Genomic DNA, 17,336 nt, shown 5'->3' with positions numbered 1-17,336 from the left:
GTCGATCGCTTCTCGGTGTCGCGGGTCAACGCGGATGAGGAGCAGGACGTCTGGGTCGAGGAGTGCTCGACACTCCCGCTCCGAAACAACGCCGTCACCCTCAGGCAGCAGCAAGTTGGTCTATCCGATTGGCGGGAGCAGCGACCCGTCACGGATCTGGAGACGACGGAGCTCGAAATCGTCCAATACGAAGGCGGCCCGATCCGGATCCATCGCATGGCGATGCCGCGTCTGAGGCTGTGAAAGCGCCGCCGAGACCGATCGCGACAGAGATCTGCGTCGATCTGCTCAACTCGAAGGGCTCAAGAACACGCAGCGGCTCGTAGCCGACGTCATTCGCGCCTCAATGCGCGACGCGGCCTTGGCCGCTCGTTTTCTCAGCCAGAGCGACTCGGTCGTGGCGCTCGCGCGAGGGTTCAACCGCGGGCAAGCAAAAGAAGCCACGCGGCCAGCCAGGCCCGCGGCTAAAAAACAATCTCAACAAATCAAGTGGCGGAGAGGGGGTCCGCCATATCTCTATCTTAGCTAGTCTCAATCCATCTCGTCTTCGACCGGCTTCCATAGCCAGCGTTGACGATTTTGACAGGTTTTGCATCTTCGAAACTTGATCCGTATCATCCAATGCCGCAGCATGTGATGGGCTCGATGATGGTCTGATGGGGCGGCGAATGCTGACAGACGTGAAAGCACGGAAGCTGGAGCCAAAGAGTAAGCCGATTTCCGATGGCGCGGTGGCTGGGCTCTACCTATTCCCGTCCACCAAGGTCGGAACAGGTAAGTGGATCCTGCGGTACGTTTCTCCGCAAACAGGAAAGCGCCGCGATATGGGGATGGGCCGCTATCCAGACGTCCCGATCCGAGAAGCCAGGACGGCGGCCCTGGAGGTGCGGCGCATGCTCGACGGAGGTTTGGATCCTTTGGAAGTGCGTCGGGAGAATGCGATCAAAGCGACGGCGGCTCCCCTGGTTCCAACTTTTGAGGCTGCAGCGCGACAGGTTCACGAAGCCATCGCGCCCGGCTTCAAGAACGAAAAGCACGCCGCCCAGTGGATCACCACGCTTGAACGCTATGTGATTCCACGCCTCGGCAGCGTCGTCGTCACGGATCTCCGGGCGGCCGATTTCGCTGAGGTCTTGCGGGACATCTGGTTGAGCAAGCCGGAGACGGCATCACGCGTTCGGCAGCGTTGCGACAAGGTCATGAGCTGGTGTACGGCGCGTGGCTTCATTGTGGCCAGCCCGGTCCCGGTGGTCGATATGCTGCTCCCAAAGCAGCCCGGCAAACGCGAACGCACCAACCACCATCCTGCGCTTCCCTGGCGCGAGATCCCAACATTCGTCTCAACGGTTCTGCATGCTGGCAGGCCGACACAGAGCAAGTTGATGCTCGAATTCCTGATCCTGACAGCCGCCAGATCGGGTGAGCTCCGAGGCATGCGATGGGAAGAAATCGATTGGGAAAAGCGGATCTGGACGATCCCTGCGTCGCGGATGAAGGCAAAGGTTTCTCATCGCGTGCCGCTTGGCCAACGGGCGCTCGAGATCCTTACATCCATGAAGGGCTCACACGAACCAGCGCCTGATCAGTTGGTATTCGACTCCCGGACCGGTGGGCCGCTGAGCGACATGGCTCTGACCAAACTGCTTCGAACCCACCAGATAGCAAGCGATACGCCCGGCCGCATAGCGACAGCCCATGGCTTCCGCTCATCGTTCCGTGATTGGGCCTCCGAAAACGGCTATACCCGCGACGTGGCCGAACGGGCGCTCGCCCATACCGTCAGAGACTCTACTGAGGCGGCCTATCACCGCACTGATCTGCTGGAGCAGAGGCGGCAGATGATGGAGGCCTGGGGGTTGCTACTTCGCTCAACAGGCGTAATCGCCAAGGGTGAATATTGCGGTACCTGAGCTAGGCTTGCATTCTACCGGCGGATCCGGGTCGGTCGGGTGAGGGCGTCGACGTCCAGGACCTTTTCGATGAGATCGTTCATTAGGTCGGGACGCCGGAGAAGGAGGCGCTCTGGAAGACCGCGGGGCCGGTGCGGGACTTCTTCCGGGAGGCCTGCCCGAAGACCAGCATCTCCATCATCAAACCGCACGCGATTCGCAGCACGCTCATGCAACTGGGGCTCGAGATGTGCGCCACTTGGGAGCAAAAGCGGACGAACATCTTTGCGATGGCCTCACGATCAGAAGATAGTTCGTATCCTTCCGGGCGCGCCATCCGTTTTTCACCGTCAGCAAATCCGCCGAACACCTTGAAGAGTAAGGCCAGATTTGGCGTTCTAAGTCCTTCAGCCCGCGTGTAGCGAAGACGCTCCGAATAGGCCAGTTTCAGGACCAGTTTCTTCGCCTCGAAGCCTCCATTAACCCATATATTCCAATGGTTTGCGAGGAACGAGATGGAAGTTCTAAGTGTGTCATCAAGGGCTGCATTGTTCGGCGCTCCGGCAGCCACTTTTTTCCTTCAGTACCGACCTGTCGAGTTCGAGCTGGCGCACCTTTTCTTCGAGGGCAGCGACGACGCTGGGCGTACTGACTTCGAGGATGCGATCAACAGTCTGGCCGATCTTCTACTCGACCTACTTCACCTCATCGCCCATCGCTTTTGGGACGAGTACTTTCAACGTTTCATCGTCGGGCATTTCATCGCGGATCGGTCCTATTGGGACGGTAGCCGAGACTAGTTCCCGAGCCTTGGCCATAAGGGGGCTGTTCCTGCATTGTTCTGCAGGAACGAATCTGACAGAATGTCAGAAATCGACCCAGGGGGCGCACATGTCAGAATTCTCCGAACTACGGCAGCAAGCCGGGCTTTCGGTCGCGGAAGCGGCCCAGCATCTCGGCTATACGGAGCGCCAATGCTACCGCTTTGAAGCCGGTGAAGGCGAGCCGCGAAAGGCCGCCATGGCCGTTCTTCGCCTGCTCGTTCCGGCAAAGCCCGTAGAGAAGAAGCCGTCATTCACCTTCATCGACCTGTTCGCCGGCATCGGCGGATTCCGACGTGCTTTTGAGCCGCTCGGCGGCAAGTGCGTCTTTACGTCCGAGTGGGATCGCTGGTCGCAGGCTACATACAAAGCTAACTACGACTGCACCGATCATGATGTTGCAGGTGACATCACTAAGATTGAAGCTAAAGACATTCCTGAGCACGACGTCCTGCTTGCAGGTTTCCCCTGCCAGCCCTTCTCGCTCGCTGGCGTGTCCAAGAAGAACTCACTGGGCCGCGCGCATGGTTTTCAGTGCGAGATGCAGGGCACCCTGTTCTTCGATATCGCCCGCATCATTCAGCATCACCGCCCGAAGGCGTTCCTCCTTGAGAATGTGAAAAACCTCAGAAGCCACGATAAGGGCAACACCTTCGACGTCATCATGAAGACGTTGATGGAGGACCTTGGCTACAACGTTCAAACGCGCATCGTGGACGCCCGGCACTGGGTGCCGCAGCACCGCGAACGCATTTTCATCGTCGGCTTTCGAGAGGACAGCGGCTTCAATTTCGACGACCTCGAAATCCCCGATGCAGGCCCGACGCTGGACTCCATCCTGCATACTGAGGACGGCTCCGAAGCTCACGACGAGCGGTCACTTCTTCCAAATGGGAAGGTTGATCCGCGGTATACGCTCTCATCGCACCTCTGGACCTATTTGCAAAACTACGCCGAAAAACACCGTGCTGCAGGCAACGGCTTCGGTTTTGGGCTTGTCGGCAGCGAGGACATCGCCCGTACTCTTTCAGCGCGCTATCACAAGGATGGATCGGAAATCCTGATCCGCCAGAAGCGCAAGAATCCTCGGCGCCTGACGCCTCGCGAATGCGCTCGGTTGATGGGTTTCGAGAAACGCGGCGGCGAACCGTTCAAGATCGTCGTTTCAGACACTCAAGCCTATCGCCAATTTGGCAATGCCGTTGTGGCTCCTGTTGTCGAGGCAGTTGCAAAGCTGATGCTGCCGCACATCCTCGCCAAGTCCAAAGCCTCGAAGAAAACCAGAAAACAGGAAGACAAAGAGGAACTGCTCTCCGTTGCCTGACGTCGTCGGCCCGATCACGCGCAGCCGGATGATGGCCGGCATCAGGTCAAAGAACACTGATCCTGAGATGCAGCTCCGTAGAGCCCTTCACGCGAGGGGCCTCCGCTTTCGGCTGCACTCTTCAAATGTCCCCGGCAAGCCAGACATGGTGTTTCCGAAGTTTCGCGCTGCTGTTTTTGTTCATGGCTGTTTCTGGCATGGGCATGACTGTCCTCTCTTCAAAATGCCGGGTACCCGTCAGGAGTTTTGGTCGGCAAAGATCGAGCGTAACCGTGCGCGCGACCGGGTTGTGCAGCAGCAGCTAAAGGATGCGGGCTGGCGCTCGATGACTGTCTGGGAATGCGCCATACGCGGCCCGGCCCGCCTTGGGATCGACGCCACTGTGGACCGTGTTGCGTGCTGGCTTCCTCAGCACGACTCAACCACTGCCGAGGTCCGCGCTCCAAGGAAAGAGGCTGCATGAGCAAGCGCGGATCCCTGTCGGAATACTTCGTCGGCGCTGGTGCGAAGGTGCTCAAGGACACCGAAGTGAACCCGCAGGTTTCAAACGGGCACGAACTACAGGGTGTAGATACGTTCCGCGCATTCCTTGGAGCGCCCGCTCAGAAGCAGACGATCCCCATTACATATGTCTGGCTTTCTGACGACGCCGACCCGGTGACCCTGCAGCTTAACGGTACCTGGTATAATAGCCGGCTGCGAACGCCGCAGCGTGTTCCAGAGTATCGCCTCTACTATCCCAAAAAATCCGAGGACGTAGTTCTCCGCGCGAAGGCAGGAGACACGCTTTTCCTCTGCCAGCCTAAGAATGGCCCACTGCTGGCACTCTTTTGTCAACACAACAGCACGATCGAAAGGCAGCTTCTATGGCTATTCGGTCTGGCCCTGACTGCTGACAATGAGATCTCACAGGTTGATCTGCGAGAGCAGAACGATCGCACCATCGACTATGTAACGTCATACGTCCTTGAGCTAATCGGTGTTGAAGTTGTCGAAACCGAAGACGACTTTCTCGACCGACTGATCAAGAAATTTGGGGAAGCCTTCCCCCCAACACAGCCCTTCTCCGCCTTCGCGCGTGAGTTGCTCAAGGACGTTGATGGCCGCGATGATCCAGACGGCACTTTGATCGCCTGGATGGATTTTGAGCAGCGCCTATTCATGACGTTGGAGAAGCATATCGTCGGCAAGCGTCTTGCTCAGGGGTTCATGACCAGCGGTGTCCCGGATGTGGATGGGTTTGTTCAGTATTCCCTGCAGGTGCAGAACCGACGCAAGTCCCGTGCGGGACACGCGTTTGCAGGACATGTAGACGCACTGCTCAAGCTGCATGACATTCGCTATGTCCGTGAAGCGACCACTGAAAAGCGCAACGGTCCGGATTTTCTTTTCCCGGATGAAGCCAGCTATCACGATCAGCAGTTCGATGTGGCGCGTCTGACCATGCTGGGCGCAAAGACGTCATGCAAGGATCGCTGGCGCCAAGTTCTGGCCGAAGCCAACCGCATTGAGAGCAAGCATCTGATCACACTCGAGCCCGGAATCTCTCTCGCTCAGACCACCGAGATGAAGAGCAATAATCTGCAGCTGGTCCTGCCCGCGGCGCTGCATTCGACTTTCCTTCCGCAGCAGCAGGCGGACCTCATGAGCGTTTCCAGATTCCTTGAGCTCGTTCGTTCGCGTCAGGCAGCCTGAAGAACACGGCCTCGCACAAAGGCCTGCCATCGCTCGCGGACGGCCGCCGCTGAAGGCCTACCGGTAATGCGAAGAAACTGGCCCTGAAGCGCCTCATATTCACTGCCCCGAAGCTCATCTGCGATGTGAGCCTGCATCTGCTCGTCGATGCCGATCAGGTCCAGATCATAGAGCGTATGGAGGTCAGCACGCAGCAGCAGACCATTCTCGAAGTGATTGTTCTCTTCACCAAGGTAAGGCCAGATATGCGCAGCCTCGACGATCGCCATCACCATGCATCCCGTTATTGCACACGCACTGCCATAGCGCCTGCGTAGATCACGACGAAACTTCGCCTGACCACGCCGCGCACGGATCGCAGCGGTGATCTTCTCACGGCGCTCAGACATCTGGGGCACATAAACATGGCCAGCGTCCGGAGCGTCGCCTGATCCTGCTTCGCCTTCCTCTACAAAACGTCGCTGGAAAAACTGCTCCAGCAGCAACCGTGCCTCAGGCGCTGCCTGGATGATCCTGTCAGCGATCCTCGCCGCATCTATCTCTTCGATCGACATCTGCGGGTTTGGCCTCAGGGCCGAACTTCTCAGATCGATACCCGAGATGCCTGCCGGCACGCTTATGTAGGTTGTGCCGTAGTGCGCTTCAAATACTGTCACCATCACACGCTCAGCTACTGGCACGTCGAACTCGTGACCTTCATGGCACCTATAGGCAGGTGACATCGAGCGGCGCTCCCTGATCTTCGAAATTCCGCAGGTCGGGCACTTGTTGAGAATTTTCTCCCCTTCCCGCTGATCGACCCGTTCGATCAGGGCGACCCCCCGTAAACCTTCGCCGTCCCTAATAAATGCCGAGTCCCCGGCACGGACGTTTCGATGGTTGGCAACCCCGCTATCAAAGCGGTACGTTGAGTTGGGGCATCGTCATAGCCAGCATTTCCGCCGTGTTGCCGGGGTCCTTCGACCGAAAGAAGGGTCCATGACCGGCTGGTAATATCTGGCATGCAATCCCCCCTAGAATGTCATTTCGTTGCCAACAACCAAATTCTCCAATAACAAGTATTATATCAACATTTTCAATATTGTTATTGGATTTCTGCAGCCGCGTTGCTTGGCTGCCATGGGGGACTGGAAGTGCAGTCGACGTTTGCAGGGGACATTGAGGTCACGGTTCTGAGATCTGGCCGCGAGGTCGCTCGCGTCACACGCCCCCTCCGCCAGACCGCGGAGGGACCTGTCGTCAAATTCAAGCGTCAGCTCTGGCTCGTCACTGGATCAACGATCGACCTCGACACAGCACCCATCAATGATGACGCCAAAGAGCAGCCAGAGGAAATAGTGGTACCGCTGGAAGAGACTTACGCTTCGCAAGACGATGTGATCAGCGCTGATGTCGATCGTCGCGTCATCGTCGATGCGGGGCCTGGAACAGGTAAGACCTACGTCGCCTGCAACCGCGTCGCTCATCTGATCCGCGAGGGCGTCTCACCCGGCCGCATCTGGATCATCAGCTTTACCCGTACCGCAGTCCATGAAATCCGCAACCGCCTTGCGGGATCACTAGATGATCCGTCGGAGGCGGCTGGTGTCAGGATTGCCACTCTGGACTCCCACGCTTGGGCGATTCAGTCAGGCTTCTCAAAAGACGCAGCCCTCACCGGCAGCCATGACGACAACATCGCAGCCACACTCGCCCAGATAAAGGGTGATGAAGATGTTCAGGAATACTTGGGGCGTGTCAGCCATCTGATCGTGGACGAAGCGCAGGATATCGTCGGTATCCGGGCCCAACTCGTCCTCGCTCTTATCAACGGCGTTCGGGAGGAATGCGGTATCACGATCTTCGCCGACCGTGCTCAGGCCATCTATGGCTTCACCGAAAATGAGACGAAGAAATCTGGCGACATCTCCCTGCTCGAACAGCTCGAAGGGATGGGATTTAAGGGAGAAGACCTGATCGACGTGCATCGCACCAGTGAGCCGGGCCTGCTGCGCATTTTTACGGAAGTTCGTCGCGCTGTCCTTGACGAGTCTACGCCCACCACTGCACGCGGTGCGGCCGTCCGCGAGCAGATAAGACAGTTCGCGGGCATCGACGCTGGTCCGGCGAAAGACTTCAAGCTCGCAGAGGTAAAGCCGGGTGCACTGGTTCTTATGCGCCAGCGCGCAGACGTTCTGGTCACATCGAGCTACGGTCAGGATACGCAGCACCGGCTGCGTATGTCAGGCCTCCCCTCCCGCATCATGCCCTGGATCGGCGAGCTTCTCTGGGATCACACAGACCGCCGTCTTACGCGGGATGAATTCGATGAACGATGGTCGAGCAATGTTCGAACGATGTCAGCTAACGCAGCCGACGGTGCGTGGGCGCTGCTCGTCGAAGCGGCGGGTGATTCAGACAAAGTCATAGATATCCAGCGACTGCGCAACATTCTTGGACGCTCAAACCCTCCCTCGCTATTCACCTCACCGGACTACGGTGACGGGGGGCCAATCATTGGTACCATCCATGCAAGCAAGGGCCGGGAAGCTGACGACGTCCATCTGTTTCTGCCGCCGGAAGACTACGACGGCAGTGAAGACGAGAACGAAGAAATCCGTGTGATGTTTGTCGGAGCGACCCGCGCCCGCAATCGCCTTGCGGTTGGCAGCACGGGTCCCAGACGTTCCAGTGATCATAATGGGCGTGTATGGAAGCGCCTGCCGAAAGGTCGAATTCAGGTCGAAGTCGGCCGCATGTACGATCTGGACGCCGCTGGTCTGGTTGGAAACATGGCCTTTGCAACCGCCGCGTCGGCGCAGAATGCCCAGCACCGCATAAGGAGCTCGCCAGTCGCCACAGGGCTTTTCGCGTCGGCGCAGAAGGACCTGCACTGGCGAATGGAACTCGTTGACGCTGCTAAGCAGCGCCTCTGCGTCTTAAGTGAACGGCTGAAATCCGATCTGCGCGATATCGCCGGCCGTTGCGACGAGAAGCGGCCGCCGATGTTTCTTCAATATGTGCGGTCCATGGGCCTGAGAACCATCGGACTGCGCGTTGACGACCCCTCACTTCCGTACCTGCATGAGCCCTGGTCCAGCAGCGGTTTTGTCATCGCACCGATGCTGACAGGCTTCTGTATGTCGAAGTTTTAGAGGACGAGATGACCGAAACATCGCTGCCACCACGTGAACTTGTTCTCTCCCGTCTCGCGACCGACCTCATCGGCCCGCGTGCGCCGAACGAAACTGTCGTCGCACGACCCTCGGACATCTACCTGACCGGTATACTGTGGCCGCGTAACACTGCCATTGCACCAGAGGAAGACGAGCATCTGTCAGTTGCTCAGGGTGGTGAGGAAAACGGGGAAGAAGCAGCCGACCAAGCGCAGGCCCAGACTGCAACCATGCGCAGGCCTTCGACCGCTGGTCTGTCCTTTGCGGCGTCCTCAGAAGGTAGCGCCGGCATCAGCGTCATCGTCAGATTCGCGACCTATGAGCCTGTTCATGAGGAGAAGAAGAAGAGCTGGGTTCGCGGACAGCACTCGCCCGAGCCTTTTGTACTTAAGCTGAAAAACGGCTCGTATGACACGCACTTCGGCGAAGGCACGCTGAACGGCCTGCGCATCAACACGCGTTGCGTTCCCTTCGCACGGGGCACGCTCGCAACCGTCACTCTGGTGAACGATACGATTCCGGCCGAGCGCAGCCGCGAAGCAATCGAAGTCTGCACCCTGTTTCAGGTGGAGCTGGAAGTACTGCCGGCGGATGGCACGCGCCTGATCTCCAGACCCAGCCGACGCTCGCCTGTAGACAAGGAAGACTGGTCGTCGGCGCTGCTCTATCGTGATGCCCGCGAGTTTGCCGCTGGTCACACATGTTCAGCTGACTGGACGATTGACCCTGACGATGCGGAGGCCGCGACGTCCGTACGCGCTGCGTGGATTCCAGAAACGATTGTCCCGGCCGTTAGCCCGGATGGCCATTCCCTCTTCGCGGAGCTGAAATCTGCCGATGGAGGTCCTCTGTCAGCAGCGTGGCTGGCAGCTGCTTCTACGCCTGACCTCGCGAATGGGCTGGGACGGCTCTGCAAAGCCTACGCATCCTGGATCGAGCTACAGGAAAAAAGCGCCGGTCCTCTGGACGCGCTTTACGATGGTGCGCCAGGCAGACACATCAAGGATGCGAAGGACGTTCTTGCGCGCATGGCTGGCGGCGTCGAATTTCTTGAATCGTCACCGGCAGCAGCGGATTCTTTTCGCCTCGCCAACCGAGTGATGACGCTCCAGCGTGAATGGGCAGGCAATGGCGCCCTTAACTGGCGCCCCTTCCAGCTCGGCTTCCTCCTCCTCACCCTCGAGAGCACCGCCAAGGGCGATCACGATCATCGTGGGATCATGGACCTGCTGTGGTTCCCGACGGGTGGTGGCAAGACAGAAGCCTATCTGGGCCTCATCGCCTTCGTCGCATTCTACCGCCGTCTGTCGTCGGCAAAGCCCGACGATGGCGCCGGTGTCGCGACCATCATGCGTTACACGCTGCGCCTTCTCACGACGCAACAGTTCGCGCGTGCCTCGGCGATGATTGCAGCCTGCGAGGCTGTACGACGTGGCGTCATTTCAGGTGCCGACGGAAGCAAACTGGGCGAGACGCCCTTCTCGATCGGACTCTGGGTCGGTAAGGACGCAACGCCAAACACAAGGCAGGCAGCATTCGACAGCCGCGCCGACAGCTCCAAGGCATCGCCCATGCAGTTGGCGAGCTGCCCGTGCTGTCAGCAGAAGCTGAAAACATGGCGCCAGAAACGCCCGGCCGACCGTGTGGAAATCTACTGCGAGACCGAAGGCTGCCTTTTGGCAGGTGACCTGCCACTCCCGGTGTGGACGGTTGATGATGATGTCTACACAGAGCGTCCGACACTTCTAATCGGCACGGTCGACAAGTTCGCGCAGATTGTCCGCAAACCTGAGACAGCCCTTATCATGGGCGTGGGTGCGAAGATGCAGCCCCAGCTCATTGTGCAGGACGAGCTGCACCTGATCTCAGGGCCGCTTGGTACACTGTCGGGCCTCTACGAGGCTGCGCTCGACACCATTCTGTCTGCCAACGGCACCCGTCCGAAGATCATCGGCTCGACCGCGACGATCCGCCGGGCACCCGAACAGGTCCTCGCCCTTTTCGACCGCAATACCTGCCAGTTTCCGCCGCCGGGCCTCTCCGCTGATGACTCAGGGTTCACGGTCGTCGACAGGAAGCTGCAAGGCCGACGCTATGCGGGTGTAACGACAGCTGGACGATCTGCGAAGTTCACGCTTCAGGCGGTATCCGCTTCGCTCCTGCAGACTGCGTTCGCTGGCCTGCCTGAGGCACAGCGCGATTACTACTGGACGCTCGTTACGTACTTCAACTCACTCCGTGAGCTCGGCGGCGCTCTCGTCCTTATGCAGGATGACGTTCACGACACCATCCGCCTGATCTCGGCTGCGCGTGGCGAAGACCGTCGCCCACTGGGCGAGGTCACAGAGCTCACGTCCCGCCGCTCGCAGCGAGAGCTCAGAAACATGCTGAGCGATCTCGAACGGAAAGCCGGCGATCCAGCAGCGATCGACGTGGTGCTGGCCACGAACATGGTCAGCGTCGGCGTCGACATCTCCCGGCTCGGGCTCATGGTCGTGAATGGTCAGCCCAAGACGATGGCCGAATACATTCAGTCAACCAGCCGCGTCGGCCGTGGCAACGTGCCGGGTCTGGTCGTGCCTATCCTTAACAACGGAAAGCCGCGTGACCGCTCCCACTTCGAGACTTTCAGAACGTGGCATTCGACGCTTTACCGTGAAGTTGAGGCAACCAGCGTCACTCCCTTCGCATCACGTGCACGCGACCGCGCCCTTCACGCTGTCCTGGTCGCTGTCATACGCCACCTCGCGCCGGGTATGCTTCCTGCCCCAATATTCGATGATGCATCGCTCGACCGCGCACGCGACCTGATCGACAAAATTGCCGCCCGCGCCCGCCGGGTGGACGAGTTCGAGACCGATGTCGAAGACGAACTGAAAGAGCGGCTCGCACGCTGGATAAGGCGCGCCCCTCAAGAATACTGGAACCGCTTCTCAAAGGCATCCCTGCTGCAGGGTGCTGAAGAAGCAGCTACCAAGCGGGCTGCAGGCCGCGCTGTCGGCTCCGCTTGGCCCACGCCAAACTCAATGCGCGGCGTTGAACCTGCCACCAACTACCGGCTTGCCGAACGACTCTGGAGAAGACCCGATGGCGAAAAATGAACTCGGAGAAATCCGCCGTAGCGCTGCTGCCGCAACTTTCGGGCCTGGCGCCGTCGTCGACTTTCGCGCAGGCGAAGCCACCATCTCTGCTGTCGCCGCAGGACTTGAAGAATGGGACTCAAATTTCCGGCCCGCAGGCATGCTCAACGATCAGAGCATCCGGGAAGAGCGTCTGCAGAAGAAGCTCAAGAAAAAGGGCTTCCGCATTCCACCTGTCCGCGATCCAGCAAAAGACGCAGATGCGAACAAGGCTCTTGTTGCCGTGCGCTTCCCCGCGTGGCTGCAGTGTCCTCAGTGCAACCGTGTGGGAAGACAGGACATGTGGCATGACGAACCCGGCAAAGCCGGGCGTTCATGTCCGCAGTGCACGCAGAAGCAGCCAGGCAAACGCCCCGTCTATGTCATTCCGGTGCGTTTCGTCATGGCCTGCGAGGCTGGCCATCTCGATGAGTTTCCATGGCACTTCTGGGTTGGCCATCGCGAAGGCTGCACCAACAAAGAGTTTTTGAAGCTGGAATCCGTGGAAGCCGGCCTCGCCGGCCTCTTTCTCAGCTGCCCGAAATGCAGCGCCAGCCGCTCGATGGACCGGATTTTCTCAAAAGAGACATGGGACCGCTTTTCAAACTGCCGCGGTCACCGGCCATGGCTCACGGATGCAGACGAAACCTGTACCTGTAAGCCGCGCGCATTGCAGCGCGGTGCCTCCAACCTGTATTTCCCGGTCGTTGAGTCCGCACTCAGCATTCCGCCATGGTCGGACCGCCTGCAGGAAGCGCTCGGCATGTACTGGGATGCCATCATTAACGTGCCGGATCCCACGCAGCGTGTTCAGTTCATCGACGTCATGGCGGGCGGCCCTCTTGCAGGCGTCATGAAAGAGCTCGACATGACACCGAAACAGGTGGCCGATGAAGTGCAGAAACGCGTCTCCGCCGAGACAGTGATCAACACCGACAATCTGCGTATCGAGGAGTATCGCCAGTTCACCGGCGGCACCTACGTGCAGGGCCTCGACCGCGAATTTGAAATACGTCCACAGAAGATACCGGATGCGCTGAAGCCGTGGTTCTCACGTCTCGTAAAGGTCACGCGCCTGCGCGAAGTGCGCGCCATGACCGGATTTACACGCATTCAACCGCCTGGCGATGGCCAGACGAACGTGGCGCAGCTGTCTGCCACGCCTCTCGAGTGGCTGCCCGCCATCGAGGTTCGTGGTGAGGGCGTCTTCCTAGAGTTTGATCAGGCTGCGCTCGCTAAATGGGAAAAGCTGAGCGGACCATCAGGCCGTGCAGCAAGGATCAATGACCGGTGGGAGGCAGAGTGGAAAGAGCGTCACGGCGCCAAGTCGGCACCACCGCGTGAGATCACGCCGCGTTTTCTGCTGGTGCACACCTTCGCGCATGCGCTCATGCGGCAGCTCACCCTCGACTGCGGCTACTCTTCCACGGCGCTGAGGGAAAGAGTTTATGTCGAGAGCGATCCATCAGTCCCGATGGCGGGCGTGCTGATCTACACGGCAACGACGGATGACGACGGAACGCTTGGTGGTCTGCAGCGCCAGGGTGACCCGAAACTCATCAGCCGGACAGTTCAGGCCGCCATCCATGCGCAGGCATGGTGCTCATCCGATCCGCTCTGCATCGAAGACATGATGGCGCCCGATGACGGGCTCTCCCTCGCAGCCTGCCACTCATGTGTTCTCTCACCCGAGACGTCCTGCGAAGAATTCAATCGCTTCCTTGACCGCGCGATGCTGGTGGGCACACCGGATGATCACGAGACAGGCTTCTTCCACTCTCTTACGGAAGGAGCATCATGAGCGGTGCACAGATGTGGCCTGCCATTCTTCCACGGCAGGTGCGGGATAATCCGCTGCGTGAAGCGGAAGTAAAGGTCTACGACCTGCTCGCAGAGCAGCTCGGGCCCGAATGGACTGTGTTTTATAGCCGTCCGTGGCTGGGGCTTACCCCTGCCGGTGTTGAAAAAGATGGCGAGGCTGACTTTGTCGTAGTGCATGCCGTCCGCGGGTATCTCACAATCGAGGTCAAGGGGGGCGCGATCGCATTCGACCCAGCAGCCGACCAGTGGACCAGTACGGACCGCTACGGCATCAAGCACAATATCAAGAACCCGGTAAGACAGGCGGTCTCTGCACAGCACGAACTGCTTAAGGCCGTGAAAAATTCACCCTCGTGGCCAAACCGCTTCATCCGCGCGCGACATGGTGTCGTGTTCACGGACTCCCTTCCGCCTGCGGAAGCCCTTGGACCGGATATGCCGCGCGAGATGTTCTGCTGCCGGCCGGAGCTAAAGACTATTTCTGACTGGGTTAGGCACCGACTGTCGACGGGTGACGAGCAGCCCATGGGAGAAGCCGGTGTTCAGGCGTTCAGAGATGTTCTCGCGAGGCCTTTCGAGCTCAGTGTTCCGATGGGGCACTACTTGGACGATGATGACCAAGCAATCGCAGAGCTCACGCCGCAGCAATATCATATCCTCACAGCCGTTCAGGACGCACCGCGCATGGCAGCGGGCGGTGGCGCAGGAACCGGCAAAACCATTCTTGCGATCGAAGATGCTGCTCGAAAAGCTGCTGCGGGTCATCGTACGGCACTTGTGTGCCTTAGTCCGCCGCTTGCACAACATCTGACACAGCGCCTGCTGAATACTGGCGTCTATGTCTGGGATCTTGATCGCCTGTGCCGCTCACTTGCGAGCGAAGCCGGCATATTGATCCCCACCGGTCCCCTTGACCCCGACCAGATCGCGACGCTGATCTGCAGATCGGCCGAGAAACGGCCGGACCTGCGCTACGATGCAATCGTGGTCGACGAAGGTCAGGACATCAGGTCCACCTGCTGGGTCGCCTTTGAGGACCTGTTAAACAGCCGGGAGAAGTCCTGCCTGCATGTGTTTTTCGACACAAACCAGAGTGTCTATGGTGATGTTTCAGGCGAGCTGGCTTCCTTCCAGATCGCACCGATACGCCTCACCCGCAATCTGCGGAATACACGCACCATCCACGACGCGGCCTCGAAATTCTACGAGGGCACGGAGCTGCTTGCGGACGGCCCTGCCGGCACGACAGTCGAGTGGATCGAAACAACGGCGCGCAACGTCGATCTGAAGGTGCTGGAGGTCGTGCGCAGGCTAACGGGTGACGATGAGGTGAATCCAGAGAACATTGTCGTTCTCTGTGCGTCCGATGTGATGATCGACACCCTAGCGAAAAAGCTCGCTGCGTTCGACGACATCAGCATCGAAAAAGTGCGCGACTTCAAGGGGCTGGAGAAGCCTGTGGTTATCTTGGCTGCAACGCGCGACCTATCAGACATCAACGAACTGGCTTACGTCGCCCTGTCGAGACCGCGTGTTCACCTCGTCGTCGCCGGTGAACCGGAGATGCTCAGCTGGCTCCGTCAGGCAGAGGCATGAGCGGGAATCCCGTATCGGCAGGTAAACGCAGTCTTCTCAAGTTCTGCTCGCCCAGTGCCTACGCCCTGCAGAACTTAAGCTAGAGTGTCATCTACTGCCAACACTACACAGGCTTTAACGATCCCTTCGAATTTCGCGCAACGCTGGTTGAGGGCGTTCCAGACTGGCTTGCCCCACTTAAGTGGTCCCGGCTTCAATCTATTGCATGGTCGGCGTTGCGGCCATGTGTGACGACGGCACGATAGCGGCCGGCGCCGGCGGCTTGTAGCCGAGCGAGGAGTGCGGGCGCCTAGTGTTGTAGTACCGGCGCCAGCTCTCGATGACGGCCTTCGCTTCCGCGAGACTGTAGAAGATCTCGCCGTTCAGGAGCTAGTCCCGGAGTTTGGAGTTGAAGCTCTCGCAATAGCCATTCTCCCACCGCGAATCTGGCTCGATGAAGGCTGTCCTCGCTGCGACGGCTGCGATCCAGTCCCGCACCGCCCTGGCGACGAACTCCGGGCCGTTGTCTAAACGCACGTGCCCCGGCACCCCACGCAGGATGAAGAGGTCCGACAAGCTCCGGTCGAAGTCGCACGCAGGATCCATCGTTCAGCCAGAGGCGCCCCTTCTTCGGCCGCTTCTGAGACACCTTGAGCCTTCTCGCCGCCAGATGCGCTCGACGCGTTTGACGTTCACCACCCATCCCGCAGACCACAGCATCGCCGCGATCCGCCGATAGCCGTAGCGCCCATATTGGGTGGCGAGCTCGACGATATCGGCCGTCAAAGCCACCTCGTCAGCTCGGCCCACCGGCCGCTTCCGCTGTGTCGAACGGTGCTGCCCCAATACCCGGCACGCCAGCCGCTCCGACACGCGCAGTTGCGTCATGACGTGCTCGATACAGCGAAGACGCCGGGCGGGGCTCAGAAGTTTCCCCGGGCAGCCTCCGCGAGGATCAGCTTCTCAAGCGTCAGGTCCGAGACGGCCTTGCGTAGCCGCTCGTTCTCCTTCTCGAGGTCCTTCAGTCGCTTCACCTGGTCACTCTTCAGGCCGCCGAACTCCTTCCGCCAGCGATAATACGTGAACGCCGTCACTCTAATCGTTCGGATCGCCTCGGCCACAGGGCGACCCTGCGACAACAACACGTCGACCTGCCCAAGCTTCGCGACGATCTCTTCGTGCTTGTGCTTCTTCTGCGCCATAGCGGCTTCCTCCAAAGGCTCAAAAGCCTACCTCGCGGAGAACCACTTTTCAGGGGACAGGTCATTCTCCCCGGAAGTGCGCCAACGAGCCATGCGGCTGGTGCCGGATCACGAGCATGAACATCACTCGCGCTGGTCGATATTCATGTCGATCTCGTCCAAGCTCGGCTGCACGGGCAGACCTGAACGAGTGGGTGAGGAGGGCCTAGGTCGATGCGGCAAGCGGGCCGGCGTGCCGACGGACATGGCAGCGAAGCTGAAGGCGCTGGAGCGGGAGAACCGGGAGCTTCGTCAGGCCAACCAGATCCTGCGCAAGGCTTCCGCTTATTTTGCCCATGCGGAGCTCGACCGACCATTCAAACGATGATCGCGTTTCGCGACGATCACCGCGAGGCGCATGTGTCGAGCCGATCTGCAATGTGCTGCTGATCGCCCCGTCGACCTACCGCGACCATGTCGTCAAGCGCGTCGATCCAGAGAAGCTTTCGGCGCGGGCGAAGCGGGACTTGACGCTGAAGCCCGAGATCGAGCGTGTCTTCGCCGGAGATGTATGGGCACGCGAGGTCTGACCGTCTCGCGCTGCACGGACGAGCGGCTGATGACCGACCTCGTCCTTCACGGCGTCGTCCGCGGCAAGCCGGTCTGCACCACACCGCAGGACAAGGCTGCACCATGTCGGCGCGACCATGGGAACCGGGGCATCCATGCCCCGACGCCGAACCGGCCGCGACGGTG

At 59.5% G+C, this 17,336-nt stretch carries 12 protein-coding genes, 1 pseudogene and 1 other annotated feature; of the genes and pseudogenes, 10 read left to right on the top strand and 3 right to left on the bottom strand.

Annotation, left to right across the window (positions count from 1 at the left end):
• Nucleotides 1–668 precede the first annotated feature (668 nt).
• Nucleotides 669–1,910: a tyrosine-type recombinase/integrase gene (locus G342_RS0110595; protein ID WP_156830886.1), complete on the top strand. Its 1,242-nt coding sequence runs from the start codon at nucleotides 669–671 to the stop codon at nucleotides 1,908–1,910.
• An 82-nt stretch (nucleotides 1,911–1,992) separates the two neighbouring features.
• On the opposite strand, the gene G342_RS25995 is transcribed toward G342_RS0110595, so the two are convergent.
• Entirely contained in the window at nucleotides 1,993–2,460 is a 468-nt protein-coding gene (locus G342_RS25995) for a hypothetical protein (RefSeq protein WP_156830885.1), read from the bottom strand.
• 320 nt (nucleotides 2,461–2,780) lie between these two features.
• On the opposite strand from G342_RS25995, the gene dcm reads away from it, so the two are divergent.
• Genes dcm through G342_RS0110565 form a run of 3 tightly spaced genes read left to right on the top strand, consistent with a single transcriptional unit; the run spans nucleotide 2,781 to nucleotide 5,729 of the window.
• Nucleotides 2,781–4,034 carry a DNA (cytosine-5-)-methyltransferase gene (gene dcm / locus G342_RS23850; protein ID WP_018183111.1) on the top strand — a complete coding sequence of 418 codons (1,254 nt, stop codon included), beginning with the start codon at nucleotides 2,781–2,783 and terminating at the stop codon, nucleotides 4,032–4,034.
• Nucleotides 4,027–4,497, top strand: coding sequence for a very short patch repair endonuclease (locus G342_RS0110570; protein ID WP_018183110.1), 471 nt, complete (start codon nucleotides 4,027–4,029; stop codon nucleotides 4,495–4,497). Before dcm ends, G342_RS0110570 begins: the two co-directional genes overlap by 8 nt.
• Complete coding sequence (locus tag G342_RS0110565; RefSeq protein ID WP_018183109.1) at nucleotides 4,494–5,729, top strand: type II restriction endonuclease; 1,236 nt, start codon at nucleotides 4,494–4,496, stop codon at nucleotides 5,727–5,729. The genes G342_RS0110570 and G342_RS0110565 overlap by 4 nt, the downstream gene beginning before the upstream one ends.
• Here G342_RS0110565 and G342_RS25250 read toward each other — a convergent pair.
• Nucleotides 5,717–6,451: an HNH endonuclease gene (locus G342_RS25250; protein WP_083931196.1), complete on the bottom strand. Its 735-nt coding sequence runs from the start codon at nucleotides 6,449–6,451 to the stop codon at nucleotides 5,717–5,719. The genes G342_RS0110565 and G342_RS25250 overlap by 13 nt on opposite strands.
• Nucleotides 6,452–6,862: 411 nt before the next feature.
• On the opposite strand from G342_RS25250, the gene G342_RS0110555 reads away from it, so the two are divergent.
• Genes G342_RS0110555 through G342_RS0110540 form a run of 4 tightly spaced genes read left to right on the top strand, consistent with a single transcriptional unit; the run spans nucleotide 6,863 to nucleotide 15,420 of the window.
• Entirely contained in the window at nucleotides 6,863–8,863 is a 2,001-nt protein-coding gene (locus G342_RS0110555; protein ID WP_018183107.1) for a UvrD-helicase domain-containing protein, read from the top strand.
• Between the two features lie 8 nt (nucleotides 8,864–8,871).
• Complete coding sequence (locus G342_RS0110550) at nucleotides 8,872–11,985, top strand: helicase-related protein (RefSeq protein WP_040878691.1); 3,114 nt, start codon at nucleotides 8,872–8,874, stop codon at nucleotides 11,983–11,985.
• Nucleotides 11,972–13,804, top strand: coding sequence for a DUF1998 domain-containing protein (gene drmB, locus G342_RS0110545; RefSeq protein ID WP_026304314.1), 1,833 nt, complete (start codon nucleotides 11,972–11,974; stop codon nucleotides 13,802–13,804). The genes G342_RS0110550 and drmB overlap by 14 nt, the downstream gene beginning before the upstream one ends.
• Entirely contained in the window at nucleotides 13,801–15,420 is a 1,620-nt protein-coding gene (locus tag G342_RS0110540) for a nuclease-related domain-containing DEAD/DEAH box helicase (RefSeq protein WP_018183104.1), read from the top strand. Before drmB ends, G342_RS0110540 begins: the two co-directional genes overlap by 4 nt.
• A 198-nt stretch (nucleotides 15,421–15,618) precedes the next feature.
• Here G342_RS0110540 and G342_RS23840 read toward each other — a convergent pair.
• Nucleotides 15,619–16,601: pseudogene (locus tag G342_RS23840) on the bottom strand (integrase core domain-containing protein).
• 91 nt (nucleotides 16,602–16,692) lie between these two features.
• Here G342_RS23840 and G342_RS26645 point away from each other — a divergent pair.
• Entirely contained in the window at nucleotides 16,693–16,968 is a 276-nt protein-coding gene (locus tag G342_RS26645; protein WP_018183101.1) for an IS3 family transposase, read from the top strand.
• Nucleotides 16,923–17,038 (top strand) — a sequence feature (AL1L pseudoknot). It overlaps the preceding gene by 46 nt.
• Entirely contained in the window at nucleotides 17,021–17,170 is a 150-nt protein-coding gene (locus tag G342_RS26640; RefSeq protein WP_018183100.1) for a hypothetical protein, read from the top strand. Its footprint overlaps the feature before it by 18 nt.
• The last annotated feature ends 166 nt before the right edge of the window (nucleotides 17,171–17,336 follow it).

Source organism: Kaistia granuli DSM 23481, from assembly GCF_000380505.1.
GTDB lineage: Bacteria > Pseudomonadota > Alphaproteobacteria > Rhizobiales > Kaistiaceae > Kaistia > Kaistia granuli.
This window is presented reverse-complemented; position numbering and strand designations above follow the sequence as displayed.

Excerpts from the sequence above, each read along its gene's own strand:
- G342_RS0110595 (WP_156830886.1), top strand. The coding sequence starts at position 669 with ATGCTGACAGACGTGAAAGCACGGAAGCTGGAGCCAAAGAGTAAGCCG.
- dcm (WP_018183111.1), top strand. The coding sequence starts at position 2,781 with ATGTCAGAATTCTCCGAACTACGGCAGCAAGCCGGGCTTTCGGTCGCG.
- G342_RS0110565 (WP_018183109.1), top strand. The coding sequence starts at position 4,494 with ATGAGCAAGCGCGGATCCCTGTCGGAATACTTCGTCGGCGCTGGTGCG.
- G342_RS25250 (WP_083931196.1), bottom strand. The coding sequence starts at position 6,451 with ATGTCACCTGCCTATAGGTGCCATGAAGGTCACGAGTTCGACGTGCCA.
- G342_RS0110550 (WP_040878691.1), top strand. The coding sequence starts at position 8,872 with ATGACCGAAACATCGCTGCCACCACGTGAACTTGTTCTCTCCCGTCTC.
- drmB (WP_026304314.1), top strand. The coding sequence starts at position 11,972 with ATGGCGAAAAATGAACTCGGAGAAATCCGCCGTAGCGCTGCTGCCGCA.
- G342_RS0110540 (WP_018183104.1), top strand. The coding sequence starts at position 13,801 with ATGAGCGGTGCACAGATGTGGCCTGCCATTCTTCCACGGCAGGTGCGG.
- G342_RS26645 (WP_018183101.1), top strand. The coding sequence starts at position 16,693 with ATGCGGCTGGTGCCGGATCACGAGCATGAACATCACTCGCGCTGGTCG.